This window comes from Sphingobium sp. LMA1-1-1.1, from assembly GCF_040676365.1.
In the GTDB taxonomy this organism is placed as follows: domain Bacteria; phylum Pseudomonadota; class Alphaproteobacteria; order Sphingomonadales; family Sphingomonadaceae; genus Sphingobium.
The window spans coordinates 539,025-552,779 of sequence record NZ_JBEGHS010000012.1; the positions used below are offsets into that span (position 1 = coordinate 539,025).

Genomic DNA, 13,755 nt, shown 5'->3' on the forward strand with positions numbered 1-13,755 from the left:
ATGCAGTGGGGAAGTAGCAGGACGAGCGGCCCTTGACCTAGTCTGGTCAGACGTCGCCCCGCCTGGCATCCTTTTCCTACATGATTGTCTTTCCTGTCACTGTTCCAGAGGCCTCCATCATGAGCCAAGAACCGAGCCTTGCGCCGGAATTCGGCCCTGTCCTGCAAGGACTTGCCCAGACACCTCCCATTCCGACGCTCCCGGTCGAAGCCGTGCGGGCCATGTTCGAACAGTTCAATTTCGGCGAGGATGAAGCACTTGCAGAAGTGCGCGACCTGCAAGTCGACGGCGCGGCAGGACCGATCGCCGCCCGCTTCTATCGCCCGTTAGGCGATCCGCGCGGGTTGATCCTCTTCTATCATGGCGGTGGATGGGTGGTAGGCAACCTCGAGAGCCACGACAAGGCCGTGCGCGCCTTGGCAAATCGCTCGCAATGCGCCGTTCTGGCGGTCGATTATCGCCTTGCGCCCGAACATGTCTTCCCCGCTGGTCTGGAGGATTGCTACGCGGCGCTGCAATGGGCGGACCGGCACAAGGGCGAACTGGGCTTGGGCGACATCCCGCTGGCCGTCGCGGGCGACAGCGCCGGTGGCAACCTGGCAGCCGCCGTCGCTGTCATGGCGCGCGACCAGAAGGGCCCCGCACTGGCGGCGCAACTGCTGATCTATCCCGCGACCAGCGGTGGTCAGGATAGCCCGTCCTACACCGAAAGAGGGACCGGCGGCCTGCTCACCGCAGCCGACATGATATGGTTCTGGAATCATTATGCGCCGGAGGGCATGGACAGGAACGATCCCAGGATGTCGGTTCTTCTGACCGAGGATCTTCGCCAACTGCCTCCGGCGGTGCTGATCATAGCGGAATTCGATCCGCTTCGGGACGAGGGACTTGCCTATGGCCGAAAACTGGCGTCAGCGGATGTTGCGGTAACCGTCCACCATTATCGCGATCTGCCCCACGGCTTCATGACCTTTTATCAGATATCGCCCGCCGCAGCCGGCGCGCTGGACGAGATGGCCGCCAGCCTGAAGAGCGTTTTCGACGAGGAGTTGAGAGTTTCATGACCAGACAAGCAGTTATCACCGGGGGTGCGCGCCCTGACGGCATTGGTTGGGCCGCCGCGCTGGCATTGGCAGACGCGGGATATGAAGTCGTCGTAACGGGCGTTTCCGATCAGGAGGTCAGCGGCGCGGCGAGCCATGCGGGCATCAGCGCCAAGGTGCTGGACGTCCGCAACGATGACGCGGTCAAGGCCTTCTTCTCCGAGTTCGATCGGATCGACGCGCTCGTCAACTGCGCAGGGGCGGCCGATCCCAGCAGCGAATTCACGCCCGAAGGTTTCGCCCGCATCCTTGACATCAATCTGACCGGCACGCAGCGCTGCTGTCTTGCGGCGCGCGATCTGCTCGCGGCGGCCAAGGGTGCGATCGTGAATGTCGGTTCGCTCTATTCCACGTTCGGCAGCGCCGGGACGCCTGCCTATTCCGCCAGCAAGGGCGGCATAGTCCAGCTGACGAAATCGCTTGCCGTGGCATGGGCGCCGGACATCCGCGTGAATGCGGTCGCGCCCGGCTGGATCCAGACGGGCATGGCAAAGCCGGTGTTCGAGAACAAGCAATGGGCCGCCATGCTGCTCGCGCGATTGCCGATGAAGCGTTTCGGCGAACCTGGAGATCTGGCCGATCCGATCCTTTTCCTGTGTTCGGACGCGGCGCGCTATGTCAACGGGGTGCTGCTGACGGTCGACGGCGGCTACAGCTGCAGCGGATAAAGCGATCCGAAAATCGCGGAAAACAAGAAATGCAGAACAGCGATCTGATTTAATCAGATCGCTGTTCTGGTCGTTGGAAGGGGGCGGATCAGGTGGCCGGCCCGCCCGTAGCGAGCCATTGCAGGGCCGCCTCCTCATTATCGAAATATTCGAAGCGGTCGTCCTTCAGGAAACGGCGGTTCTGCATCTTGAGCAGGGTGGAGCTCATGACCATGGCCGTTCGCCCCAGAAACACGTGATCCTCCTTCTGCGCCAGACGGGCCAAGGCATCGGCGACCTCAGGCGTGCGCACTTCGCATAGGGAACCGTCCATCAGGCAATCACGGTGAGCGCCGACAATGGACCGAACGTGCTTCACGTCCCGGGCAAATTGATCGACGACCTCAAGCGTCCAGAAACCATAAGACGAAAGACGGACAATATTCAGCTCAGGGTCAAAATCTATGCTGTAAAAGCCTTCCAATATCCTCATAGCATCCGATCACTTCTGCGTCGCACCATGGCGGTGACCTTACCTCTGCCTGAATGCAGGCCTAATCACCGAACGGCAAGCTGATAATGATCGCGTTTGGCCCTTCTTTCGCCGAACGCCATGCCGCCTCCAATGCTTCGCGCGCGTCCTGCGGAGCCACCGGCCCGGTGCATGGCAGGCCAAAGCCGCGGATCAGGTCGGCCAGGGAACCGCCGGTTTCGCGAAAGTCCATGCCGGCATAGCTGGGCGCGTTGCGTCCCCCACCCGGCTTTGCGCGTTCCGCATAAGCCCGGGAAAAATAGCGGGTCGACCCATAGCCGCCATTATCCAGGATCACGAATGTAATCGGCAATCTTTCCGCCACGGCGGTCCAGAGGCCGTGGAGACCAAAGCGTAACGCGCCGTCCCCCAGCACGCAGGTAACCGGCCCGCCCGAACCCAGCGCAGCCCCCACGGCCGCGCCGGTTCCCCAGCCCAGCGAACCCCCCGTCGCCCCGATATATCGTCCGCCATCGCCCGATCGCAGCGCTCCCAGAAGGGCAACCGATCCCATGACGGCTTCGTCGACCACCCAGCCGTGATCCAGCGCGTCGTGAAGCGCGCCAAGTGCGGTTCCATAGGATGCCAATGTCTCGGCAAAGGGATTACCGGGCGGCAATCGGGCCGCCTTCGCCTCGTCGATGAAGGCGCGCCTCTGCCGCATCAGCGCATCATCGGCATCGGACACCGCCTGGAGCAGAGCGGCCAGCAAGGCCGAAGGATCGCAGGCGCAGGACCAGTGGGCGACTCTTGTCTCCTCAAGCTTCGCATGATCGGCATTGACGTGGGCGACGAATTCGGCCCCTGGAAAATAGGGGTTTGGTCGCGGATGCCCCTCCGGAATGAAACGTCCCCCGACCACCAGCACGAAATCCGCCCGCGCCTCTGCGACGCTGCCGTAGAGTCCGGTCATTCCTCCCAGGAAATTCGGATGGCCAGGCGATATGGCGAGCCTGTCATTGAAGCCCGGCTCCGCCGCGACCGCGATTTGATGGCGCTCGGCAAGCGCGGCCAGCCCATCCGCACCGCCATGGCGCCGCACCTGGCCGCCCGCGACGATCAGGGGCCGGCGAGCCTTTGCCAGCTTCTCTGCAAGCAGGCTTATGTCAGGCGCGCCTGACGGCAGGCGGACCGTCCGGGGGACAGAAACGACGGGTCCATCAGCCTCCAGCACATCTTCCGGCAGGGAGACGAATGCCGGCCCTGTCGGTACGCCTCTTGCCGCACGACTGGCGGCCGCCAGATGATGATAGACCGGCATGCCCGGCGCGAGTTCGCGGGCATGGCGGCAGAAGGGCGCGACCAGGGGAACAAGATCCCCCTCACCGATCGTGCCTTCACGCGTGCGGGCCCAGGCCGCCTGCTGGGACGCCAGCACCAGAATGGGACTTTCGTCGCGCCAGGCATTGTACAGATTGGCAAGAGCATTGGCCGTGCCGGGCACCATGTAGATATAGGCCGCCCCGGCCCCGGTCACCCGCGCATAGCCGTCAGCCGCCGCGATCGTCACTGATTCATGGATCGTCGGAACCACTTTGACGGGAGAATCCGCCAGTTCCTGCAAAAGCGATACGAGCGAACTTCCCGGAAGACCGAAAATGTGACGGAATCCGCTCTCTTTCAGGAAACGGACAACCTCACGGGCTCCCAGTTCCTTCCTCTCCTGCTCCAGACCCACACTTCCTCTCCCGGGGATTTTTTCGTCTTGCAGGTGGGCGGGACTCTCCCCGCCCCGCCCTGGATCAGGCCTTTTCCTTTAGCATGTCCAGCGCAACGTCGACGATCATGTCCTCCTGTCCACCCACCATCTTGCGACGGCCGAGTTCGACCAGGATCGTGCGGGTGTCCAGGCCATAGGTTTCGGCCGCCTTTTCCGCGTGGCGCAGGAAGCTGGAATAGACCCCTGCATAGCCCAGCGCGAGCGTTTCGCGATCGACGCGTACTGGCCGGTCCTGCAAGGGACGAACCAGATCTTCCGCCGCATCCATGAGTGCGTTGACGTCACAGCCATGGTTCCAGCCCTTGCGGTCAGCCGCGGCGACGAACACTTCGAGCGGCGCATTGCCAGCGCCCGCACCCATGCCGGTCAGCGACGCGTCGATGCGGACCGCCCCGCATTGCGCGGCCACGATCGAATTGGCCACGCCCAACGAGAGATTGTGATGGGCGTGGATGCCGCGCTGGGTTTCGGGCTTCAATACCCGGTCATAGGCCTCCAGCCGCGCCTTGACGCCATCCATGTCGAGCGCGCCGCCGCTGTCGGTGACGTAGACGCACTGGGCGCCATAGCTTTCCATCAGTACTGCCTGCGCCGCCAGCTTTTCCGGATCGATCATGTGGCTCATCATCAGGAAGCCCGAGACGTCCATGCCCAGATCGCGCGCGATGCCGATATGCTGCTTGCTGACGTCGGCCTCCGTGCAATGGGTGGCGACCCGCACCGATCGCACGCCGATATCATAGGCGCGGCGCAGTTCATCAACCGTGCCGACGCCCGGCAGGATCAGCGTGGTGAGGACGGACCTGTTCAGCACCGATGCGACGGCCTCCAGCCACTCCCAGTCAGTATGCGCGCCAAAGCCATAGTTGAAGCTGGCGCCATTCAGGCCATCGCCATGGGCGACCTCGATCGCGTCCACGCCGGCATCGTCAAGCGCCTTGGCAATCGCCTTGACATGATCGATGCCGTACATATGCCTGATCGCGTGCATGCCATCGCGAAGGGTGACGTCCTGAATGTACAGCTTCTCGCCCGCTTCGACGTTGAATTTCGCGCTCATCTCTTAATTCTCCGTCTCGGCGAGCGACCCGGTGGCCGCCGCCTTCTTGCCTTCAGCAATGCGCTGCGCCAGCAGCTCGCCGGTCGCCTTAGCGGCGGCGGTCATGATGTCGAGATTGCCCGAATAGCTGGGAAGATAATCACCTGCTCCTTCGACCTCGAGCAGGATCATCGTCTTGATGCCGGTGAACTCGCCGCGCCCCGGGATCTTGAGCTTGTTGTTGTCGCCAAAGCGCTCGAACTGCACCTCCTGCTTGAGGCGATAGCCGGGCACATAGGCCTGGACCTTCTTGACCATGGCCTCGACAGAGGCGCGGATGGTTTCCTCGTCGGCACCCTCGGACAGAGTGAAGACGGTGTCGCGCATGATCATCGGCGGTTCGGCCGGATTGAGGATGATGATCGCCTTGCCCTGGGCAGCGCCGCCGACCTTCTCGATCGCACCCGCGGTCGTGCGGGTGAACTCGTCGATATTGGCGCGCGTGCCGGGGCCCGCCGAACGCGAGGATACGGACGCCACGATCTCGGCATAGTGGACGGTCGCGACCTGGCTGACGGCGGCCACCATCGGGATGGTCGCCTGTCCGCCGCAGGTCACCATGTTCACATTGCCCGCGTCGAGATTGGCTTCGCCATTGACTGTCGGGATGGTGTAGGGACCGATGGCAGCCGGGGTGAGGTCCACCACCTGCTTGCCGTCGGCGCGCAGGGCCGCATCATGGACCTTGTGCGCATAGGCCGAAGTCGCGTCGAAGACGATCCCGATCTCGGGATAGACGTCCATCGCCTTGAGGCCTTCCAGCCCTTCATGAGTGGTCGCAACGCCGCGCTCGCGGGCCATGGCGAGGCCTTCCGACGCCTCGTCAATGCCGACCACGACCGCCAGCTCCATATTCTGCGGATATTTGATCATCTTCATCATCAGGTCGGTGCCGATATTGCCCGATCCGATAATGGCCGCCTTGACCTTGCCCATCATGTTTCCTTCAGATGAAATTGGCTGTGCACGTGCCGATGCCGTGCAACGTCATTTCGAAACGATCGCCCTTCGCCGCCGGCTCCAGCGGCACGACGGATCCCGACAGGATCACGTCGCCAGCCTCCAGCGTCACGCCATAGGTGCCCAGCGTATTGGCGAGCCAGGCCACCGCCATGGCCGGATCGCCCTGCACGGCATGGCCATAGCCTTCCGAAAGCGGCGCACCATTCTTGGTCACGGTGACGTGGAGGTTGGGCAGATCATGGGCGCGCGGGTCAGCCCGCGCCTCGCCCAGCACGAAGACGCCGCAACTGGCATTGTCCGCCACCGTGTCGACGATGCTGATCTTCCAGTCCCTGATGCGGCTGTCGACGATCTCGAAACACGGTGCTATCGCCTCCGTCGCGGCGATCACGTCGGCGGGGGTGACGCCGGGGCCGTTCAGCCTGTCCTTCAGTATGAAGGCGATTTCCGCTTCCGCGCGCGGCGCTATCAACGCCTTGGCGTCGACATCGATATCCCCCTCCACATGCATCCAGTCCGTCAGGAAGCCGAAGTCAGGCTGGTGCACGCCCAGCATATCCTGCACCGCCTTCGATGTAACACCGATCTTCTTGCCCACGACACGCTCGCCATCGGCCGTACGACGCTGCAGAAATCCCAGGCTGATCGCATAGGCATCGTCAATCGTCAGTGATGCCTGCTGCTCGACAAGAGGGCTGATCGTATGCCGTCCGCGAAGCGCGTCATAGAGGGCGTCGCTGAACGCAGCGTTGTTGGTTGAGGTCATTGATATTTTCCGTTGCAGTAGATCAGAGGGTCCACGCCCTCCCCAATCCGGACATGACGCACTTCGCCGATGACGATGATGTGCGACCCATATTCGACCAGCTTCCCTACGTCGCATTCGATCGACGCGATCGCTTCCGCCATCACGGGCACGCCCCGCTCCGAAAGTTGCCAGCCCCCGTCGCGAAAACGCTCTGCCCGCAAGCTGGAACTGCCGAAGGCATTGGACACATTCTGATGCCGGCGGTCGAGGAGATTCACCGAAAACGGCTTGTCCTGGTGCAGCATCGGCGTCAGCGACGCCGACCGGTTGAGGCAGACCAGCAATGACGGCGGTTCCATCGACAGGGACGTTACCGATGTCGCGCTGAGGCCGAACCACTCCCCGTCGCTTTCGCACGCCACGATCGATACTGCCGAGGCCAGTCGCCGCATCGATTGGCGAAAAAGATCGCCAATCGCATCGACGGCCGCGACGGAGGCATCGACATCGATTACCCTGTTCATTCACATGCCTCCGGCAAACGCCTAACCATAAGCCGTCAAGGTCGCCTTCAGGCGGCCTTCGGCACCATTCCATTGGGATCGATCACGAACTTTTTGGCCGCGCCATGGTCAAATACTTCATAGCCGCGCGGTGCTTCATCCAGACCGATCACTTCGACATTGACGATGTCGGCAATTGGCAGGCGGTCCCACAGGATCGCCTGCATGAGCTGGCGATTATATTTCACCACCGGCGTCTGCCCGGTGAAGAAGGCGTGGCTCTTCGCCCAGCCCAGCCCGAAGCGGATCGACAGGCTGCCGATCTTGGCCGCTTCGTCGACGCCGCCCGGATCACCAGTGACATAAAGGCCGGGAATGCCGATCCGTCCCGACGCGCGGGTCACCTGCATCAGCGCGTTCAACACCGTGGCGGGCGCCTCATGACCGGAATCGGCGCCATGCCCCCTTGCCTCGAACCCGACCGCGTCGATGGCACAATCCACTTCAGGAACGCCCAGGATCTGCGCAATCTGTTCGCCCAGATCGGCATGTTCGGAAAGGTCGACCGTCTGGAAGCCCATGGCGCGGGCATGCTTCAGGCGCTCCTTGTTCATGTCGCCCACGATGGTGCAGGCGGCGCCAAGGAGATTGCAGGACGCCGCAGCCGCCATCCCGACCGGCCCCGCTCCCGCGACATAGACGGTGGAACCCGGACCAACGCCCGCATTGACGGCGCCGTGGAACCCGGTCGGCAGGATATCAGACAGGCAGGTCAGGTCGCGTATCTTCTCAAGCGCCTGGTCACGATCGGGAAATTTCAGCAGGTTGAAGTCGGCGTAAGGCACCATGACATAATTGGCCTGCCCGCCGATCCATCCGCCCATGTCGACATAGCCATAAGCCGCGCCGGCGCGATCCGGATTGGTGTTCAGGCAGACACCCGTCGCCTGTTCCTTGCATGTGCGGCAACGGCCGCATGCCACGTTGAACGGGACGGAGACGATGTCGCCCTTTTTGAGGAACTCGACACCGCTGCCGACTTCTGCGACTTCCCCGGTGATTTCATGCCCCAGGACCAGCCCGGTCGGCGCCGTCGTACGTCCGCGCACCATGTGCTGATCGGATCCGCAGATGTTGGTGGACACGACCTTCAGGATGACGCCGTGATCGATCTTGCGTCCCTGCGGCGTTTCCATTCTGGGATCGCCGATATCCATCACTTCCACATTGTTCGGTCCGAGATAAACGACACCACGATTGCCCGCCATGACTTCGCTCCTGCTCTTTTTTATTACCAATTGGGACAGGCTCTCGCCCTCGCTGAGGCCGGCTGGCCGGCCGGCGCTGATTGAGGGAGGGCGCCGATCGCCATCATCTTAATCCTGCCGGGGCTGCGACATACGTCCCACCGGACTATGCCCGTGCTTCAGGTTGTGGCGACCTTCGACGCGATCAGATCCCGCGGGTTGAAGGCCGGATCAGCTAGCATCGCCGCACTCACACGATGGTCGACCGCCAGCAGCTTTCGACCGAGCACATGATCGCTCACAGCATTGACGGATTCGATCGCGACGACGCGCTCGTCGCGCAGGTAGAAAACGGAGAATTTTCCGTCTTCCAGCGACCCGCGCACAACCTCCTGCTGCGCATCCTGGGAAAAGCCGACCATCTGCAATTTCATGTCGAACTGATCCGACCAGAACCAGGGCACGGACAAGTTGGGCATGGTCCTGCCGGCGATGGCCGCGCCGGCAGCCTTGCCAAGGTCGGTCGCATTCTGCACCGATTCCAGGCGCATGTCGCGCCCCGCGAACAGGTTCATGCCGAATGCGCAGTCGCCCGCCGCGAACATCGCGGCATTGGCCGTCCGACCGCAGCTGTCGACATGGATCCCCTGCCCGCTGGCGAGGCCAAGCGGCTCTGCCAGCCCCGTATTGGGCACCGCGCCCACCGCCATCACGACGAGATCTGCAGCATGGACCACATCATGGCTGTCCCGCACTCCCGTGACCTTGCCCTGGTCCCCTTCGATCCGCTCCACGCCTGTCGCGGTCAATATGCGGACGCCTTCAGCCGCGAACCTGCGCTCGACGAAATTCGAGATCACGGGCCCGGTCACCCGCGCCATCACCCGTGGCAACCCTTCCAGTACCGTCACGGGCTTTCCCGCCTTGGCGAGCGACGCGGCGAGCTCCAGCCCGATGAAACCGCCGCCGATGATCACGACCGACGACGTCTGCTCCAGCTTCTCGCGAATATGGTTGGCGTCAGCGAGCGAGCGCAGCGTCACGACACCGTCCAGATCGGCTCCGGCCAGCGGTATGCGGCGCGCCTGCGTTCCTGTGGCGAAGGCCAGCTTGTCGAACCCGAACGTCCCCTTGGTCGTGACGACACGGCCTTCCGGCTCGACATGCTCGGCACGCGCGCCGAAGACGACGTCCACCTGATTGTCGCGATAAAAGACCTCTCCGCGCAGCGGCAGGCTTTCGGCGTCGACCGCGCCGGTCAGATATCCCTTCGAAAGCGGCGGCCGGTGGTAGGGCAGAAACGCCTCTTCGGTCAGCATTGTGATCGCGCCGTCGAAGCCATGCTGCCGCGCCGATGCCGCGATGTTCAGCCCGGCATAGGAGCCGCCGACAATAAGCAGCCCGCTCATGTCAGAACTGACGTTCCGGAACCTCGACGCTCAGCCCTTCCAGTTCATCGGTCACGATGATCTGGCAGGACAGGCGACTGTTTCCGGTCCTTTCGCAGGCGGTGTTCTCCAGCAGATCGTTCTCGACGTCATCCATGGCCGGCAGCCGGTCGATCCACTGCGGATCGACATAGACATGGCAGGTCGCGCAGGAAAGCGTGCCGCCGCAATCCGCATCGATGCCCGGAACACCGTTGATCGTCGCGGCCAGCATCAGCGAGCGCCCAGCAGCGACGTCCACCTCCCGCACGTCCCCCTGATGGCTCTTGAACGTCACTTTTGGCATCATGATCTTCCTGTACTAAACCCACCGGACCATCCGGCGCACGCCCCATTATCCTTCAGGCCCAACCTGGCCGGCGGGTACTTCGATGACAGAACCCGCCAAAGGCCGCTGACTGCCTTTCCCCGGCTCTAGCCGCAGGGACCGTGGAGAACATGGTCCAACCGGACGATGGATAAGCGAGGGTTCCCCGGAATAGGGCAAAGCTGACGCCTCGCTCCATCCGACTCCCGCAGAAGGACCGCCTCATGGCCATTTACAATTTAAAGCGCCCGCAATTGCTGGAAGAACGCTGCCTGATCGGAGGGCAATGGATGGACAGCGAGGCAAAGATCGCCGTGCGCAATCCCGCGACCGGGGAGGTGATTGCGAACGTGCCGCGTTTTGGCCATGCCGAAACCACGCGCGCCATAGAGGCCGCCGCACAGGCCATGCCCGCCTGGGCAGCCCGAACCGCCAAGGACCGTGCCGCGATCCTGCGCCGCTGGTTCGACCTCATCATCGCCAATACCGAAGACCTTGCGGCGATCATGACTGCCGAACAGGGCAAACCGATGGCGGAGGCGCGCGGCGAGGTGGTCTATGCGGCCAGCTTCATCGAATGGTTCGCGGAAGAAGGAAAGCGCGCCTATGGCGACGTGATCCCCGCGCATGACAAGGGGATGCGCCTGCTGGTCGTCAAGCAACCGATCGGCGTGACGGCTGCGATCACGCCGTGGAACTTCCCGGCGGCCATGATCACGCGCAAGGCGGGACCGGCCCTCGCGGCGGGATGCCCGATCATCATCAAGCCGGCCAGCGCCACGCCGCTGACCGCCTTTGCGCTCTGCCGTCTGGCGGAGGAAGCAGGGATTCCCCCCGGCATCCTGTCCTGCATCACCGGCAATGCCGGGGAAATCAGCGACACATTCTGTTCGAACCCCCTGGTGCGGAAGATCAGCTTTACCGGGTCGACAGAAATCGGTCGCGACCTCATGGCCAACGCAGCGCAGCATATCACCAAGCTCAGCCTGGAACTGGGCGGCAATGCCCCCTTCATCGTGTTCGACGATGCCGATCTGGATGCCGCGGTTGCCGGCGCGATGCAGTCCAAGTTCCGCAACGCGGGCCAGACCTGCGTGTGCGCCAACCGGCTTTACGTGCAGGACGGCATCCACGACGCCTTTGTCGAGCGGCTGGCCAAGGCGGTGGGCGGCCTCAGGATGGGCAACGGGTTTGACGAGGGGGTCACGATCGGCCCCCTCATCAACGAGGGCGCCGTGGCGAAGATCGAAAGCCATATCGGCGACGCACTGGCGAAGGGGGCCACTCTGGTAGCGGGGGGAGGCCGGTCTGACCTTGGCGGCAGCTTCTTCGAACCCACGATCATGACGGGTATGACCAGCGACATGCTGGTGGCGAAGGACGAGACTTTCGCACCATTGGCTCCGGTTTTCCGGTTCCGCGACGAAGCGGAGGTCGTGCGCATGGCGAACGACACCTGTTTCGGCCTGGCCGCCTATTTCTTTGCCCGCGATCTGGGCAAGGTGTGGCGCGTGGCAGAGGCGCTCGAATATGGCATCGTCGGCGTGAACACGGGCCTCATCTCGACCGAAGTCGCCCCTTTTGGCGGTGTCAAGGAAAGCGGGCTGGGCCGTGAAGGGTCGAAATATGGGATCGAGGATTATCTGGAGATCAAATATATCTGCATGGGCGGCATCTGAAACCCGATCTCGGGGGGAATGGCGGGGCGATGCGGTCGCCTGCCTAAGACGGATCGACATTCAGATGATGACGAGCCGAAAATGGTGATTTTTCGTGACCCGGCGCGCAGCCTACTTCCAGTACGTGAGCACCGGAAGCACGGAAAGTCGCCATTTGCAGGCCGTCAGGGCTGAATGTCGATCCGTCTTAGAGTATTTTTGGTTTAGTCGAAGGCATATCCTGAGTTTTCGATGTAGTTGCGGCATTCTGTAGGGCTGAAGGCGGGGAGCAAACGACCAATGGTATCCCACAGGGCGTCGCGGGTGCGAGCCGCCGCCTTTCGCAGAAGCGTCTTGAGTTTGGCGAACAATTGCTCAATCGGGTTCAGGTCCGGACTGTAGGGCGGAAGGTACAGGATGCTGGCGCCAACGGCGGTGAGGGCCTCACGAATGCCGGCGACCTTATGAGCCGGCAGGTTGTCGAGGACGACCACGTCGCCCGGCGACAGCGTCGGTGCCAGAAACTGTTCGACATAGGCGCGGAAGGTTTCGCCTGTCATGGGGCCATCGAGGACCATCGGAGCGATGATTCCGGTCGAACGCAGGCCCGCGATGAATGTCGTCGTTCGCCAATGACCGAATGGGCAGCGTCGATCAGGCGCTCGCCCTTGGGACTCCAGCCATAGCGTCGAGCCATATTGGTGGTCGCGCCGGTTTCATCCAGGAACACAAGCGCGGCTGGGTCCATGAAGCGCTGCCACACCCGCCAGCGCTGACGATGATCGGCAACGTCAGGCCGATCCTGCTCGGCGGCCCTCAGCGACTTTTTTTATGGGACAGGCCAAACCGCTTGAGGGTTGACCAGATCGTCGAGAGCGAACCCGGCTGGATACCTCGTTCGACCAGTTCCGCCTTGATCTCGGCCAGCGTGATGCCCTTCCGGGTGGACATCAGTTCACGCAACAAGGCCTCATGATCCGCCAGAAGCGGCCGACGATAACCGCCGATCCGGGCAGGCTCTGTACTACCGGTCTCCCGTGCTCGGCGCACGATGCTCACCGCCGCTGCCGGGCTCACCTGAAACCGGGCCGCTGCCGCGCGGGCAGAACTGCCTTCCGCTACAGCCGCAATAAGCCGTTTGCGCAAATCCTGGGATAAGGGTGCCGTCATCTCAGCCTCGCCGATTAACCGACACCTTCGAATCAAAACATATGACTCGGCGCAACCCGAAAATGCTCTAAATCCATTCGATCAACAGGCGGCTGAGCCTCAGATGGGCGATCCGCCATTCCCCCTCCGCCACACGCCGATAGCGTTCATGATAATGCCCATAACCGCGCAGCTGCCGCACCGGACTGCCCTCCGGCATCAGGATGACGTCCCGCATCGGCCATATTCCCCCTGCCTCGTTATCTGACAGAATATCGATCTCGCCCATATGCCCATGATGGACGGTGATCGTTCCCACAAGCGCGCTCGACATCGCCTGCAGGATCGCCGGTTGCCCTTCGATGAGCCCAGCTTGCGGGTCCACCGCCAATCCCGCATGCGCCAGCGCCGCCATTTCCGATCGCATGTCCATGACGGCGTCATCGACAAAAACGTCGATCATGGCTTCCCAATCCCGCTGGTCCATATTCCTGAAATAGCGCGCCTTCAGCATCCGGATCGCTTCGGCATGCGCCAGGTTTCTTTCCGTCATCGGGACAGTGGTGGACATCATCGTCTCCTCTCCTTGTCGACCGTCAGCGGTGCCCGAACTTGCGGATGGCGCGACGTC

13 protein-coding genes and 1 pseudogene are annotated in these 13,755 nt (G+C 62.7%); 3 read left to right on the top strand and 11 right to left on the bottom strand.

Features of this window, described 5'->3' with window-relative positions:
• The first annotated feature begins 119 nt into the window (after positions 1–119).
• Complete coding sequence (locus MRBLMA1_RS09860; RefSeq protein WP_363736467.1) at positions 120–1,064, top strand: alpha/beta hydrolase; 945 nt, start codon at positions 120–122, stop codon at positions 1,062–1,064.
• Positions 1,061–1,771, top strand: coding sequence for an SDR family NAD(P)-dependent oxidoreductase (locus MRBLMA1_RS09865; protein ID WP_363736469.1), 711 nt, complete (start codon positions 1,061–1,063; stop codon positions 1,769–1,771). The genes MRBLMA1_RS09860 and MRBLMA1_RS09865 overlap by 4 nt, the downstream gene beginning before the upstream one ends.
• 88 nt (positions 1,772–1,859) lie before the next feature.
• On the opposite strand, the gene MRBLMA1_RS09870 is transcribed toward MRBLMA1_RS09865, so the two are convergent.
• The 9 genes from MRBLMA1_RS09870 to MRBLMA1_RS09910 all read right to left on the bottom strand — a co-directional run bounded on the left by MRBLMA1_RS09870 (position 1,860) and on the right by MRBLMA1_RS09910 (position 10,299).
• Complete coding sequence (locus tag MRBLMA1_RS09870; RefSeq protein WP_363736470.1) at positions 1,860–2,234, bottom strand: hypothetical protein; 375 nt, start codon at positions 2,232–2,234, stop codon at positions 1,860–1,862.
• A gap of 70 nt (positions 2,235–2,304) precedes the next feature.
• On the bottom strand, positions 2,305–3,960 hold the full coding sequence (locus MRBLMA1_RS09875; protein ID WP_363736472.1) for a thiamine pyrophosphate-binding protein: 1,656 nt from the start codon (positions 3,958–3,960) through the stop codon (positions 2,305–2,307).
• Between the two features lie 64 nt (positions 3,961–4,024).
• The gene (dmpG, locus tag MRBLMA1_RS09880) at positions 4,025–5,062 is read right to left on the bottom strand and encodes a 4-hydroxy-2-oxovalerate aldolase (RefSeq protein ID WP_133651455.1); all 1,038 of its coding nucleotides are present in this window, start codon (positions 5,060–5,062) and stop codon (positions 4,025–4,027) included.
• A 3-nt stretch (positions 5,063–5,065) separates the two neighbouring features.
• The gene (locus MRBLMA1_RS09885; RefSeq protein ID WP_363736892.1) at positions 5,066–6,037 is read right to left on the bottom strand and encodes an acetaldehyde dehydrogenase (acetylating); all 972 of its coding nucleotides are present in this window, start codon (positions 6,035–6,037) and stop codon (positions 5,066–5,068) included.
• A 10-nt stretch (positions 6,038–6,047) separates the two neighbouring features.
• On the bottom strand, positions 6,048–6,830 hold the full coding sequence (locus MRBLMA1_RS09890; RefSeq protein ID WP_363736474.1) for a fumarylacetoacetate hydrolase family protein: 783 nt from the start codon (positions 6,828–6,830) through the stop codon (positions 6,048–6,050).
• Positions 6,827–7,336 (bottom strand): flavin reductase family protein, encoded by a 510-nt coding sequence (locus MRBLMA1_RS09895; RefSeq protein ID WP_363736476.1) that lies wholly within the window; start codon positions 7,334–7,336, stop codon positions 6,827–6,829. Before MRBLMA1_RS09895 ends, MRBLMA1_RS09890 begins: the two co-directional genes overlap by 4 nt.
• 47 nt (positions 7,337–7,383) lie before the next feature.
• Positions 7,384–8,583, bottom strand: a complete 1,200-nt coding sequence (fdhA, locus tag MRBLMA1_RS09900) for a formaldehyde dehydrogenase, glutathione-independent (RefSeq protein WP_363736478.1) — start codon at positions 8,581–8,583, stop codon at positions 7,384–7,386.
• A 158-nt stretch (positions 8,584–8,741) separates the two neighbouring features.
• The gene (locus MRBLMA1_RS09905; RefSeq protein ID WP_363736480.1) at positions 8,742–9,971 is read right to left on the bottom strand and encodes an NAD(P)/FAD-dependent oxidoreductase; all 1,230 of its coding nucleotides are present in this window, start codon (positions 9,969–9,971) and stop codon (positions 8,742–8,744) included.
• A 1-nt stretch (position 9,972) separates the two neighbouring features.
• Positions 9,973–10,299 carry a 2Fe-2S iron-sulfur cluster-binding protein gene (locus MRBLMA1_RS09910; RefSeq protein WP_363736482.1) on the bottom strand — a complete coding sequence of 109 codons (327 nt, stop codon included), beginning with the start codon at positions 10,297–10,299 and terminating at the stop codon, positions 9,973–9,975.
• 242 nt (positions 10,300–10,541) lie between these two features.
• On the opposite strand from MRBLMA1_RS09910, the gene MRBLMA1_RS09915 reads away from it, so the two are divergent.
• Positions 10,542–11,996 (top strand): NAD-dependent succinate-semialdehyde dehydrogenase, encoded by a 1,455-nt coding sequence (locus tag MRBLMA1_RS09915; protein ID WP_363736483.1) that lies wholly within the window; start codon positions 10,542–10,544, stop codon positions 11,994–11,996.
• A gap of 203 nt (positions 11,997–12,199) precedes the next feature.
• Here the strand turns inward: MRBLMA1_RS09915 and MRBLMA1_RS09920 are convergent.
• Both MRBLMA1_RS09920 and MRBLMA1_RS09925 read right to left on the bottom strand, forming a co-directional pair.
• Positions 12,200–13,145: pseudogene (locus MRBLMA1_RS09920) on the bottom strand (IS630 family transposase).
• Between the two features lie 67 nt (positions 13,146–13,212).
• Complete coding sequence (locus MRBLMA1_RS09925; protein ID WP_363736484.1) at positions 13,213–13,698, bottom strand: nuclear transport factor 2 family protein; 486 nt, start codon at positions 13,696–13,698, stop codon at positions 13,213–13,215.
• Positions 13,699–13,755 lie beyond the last annotated feature (57 nt).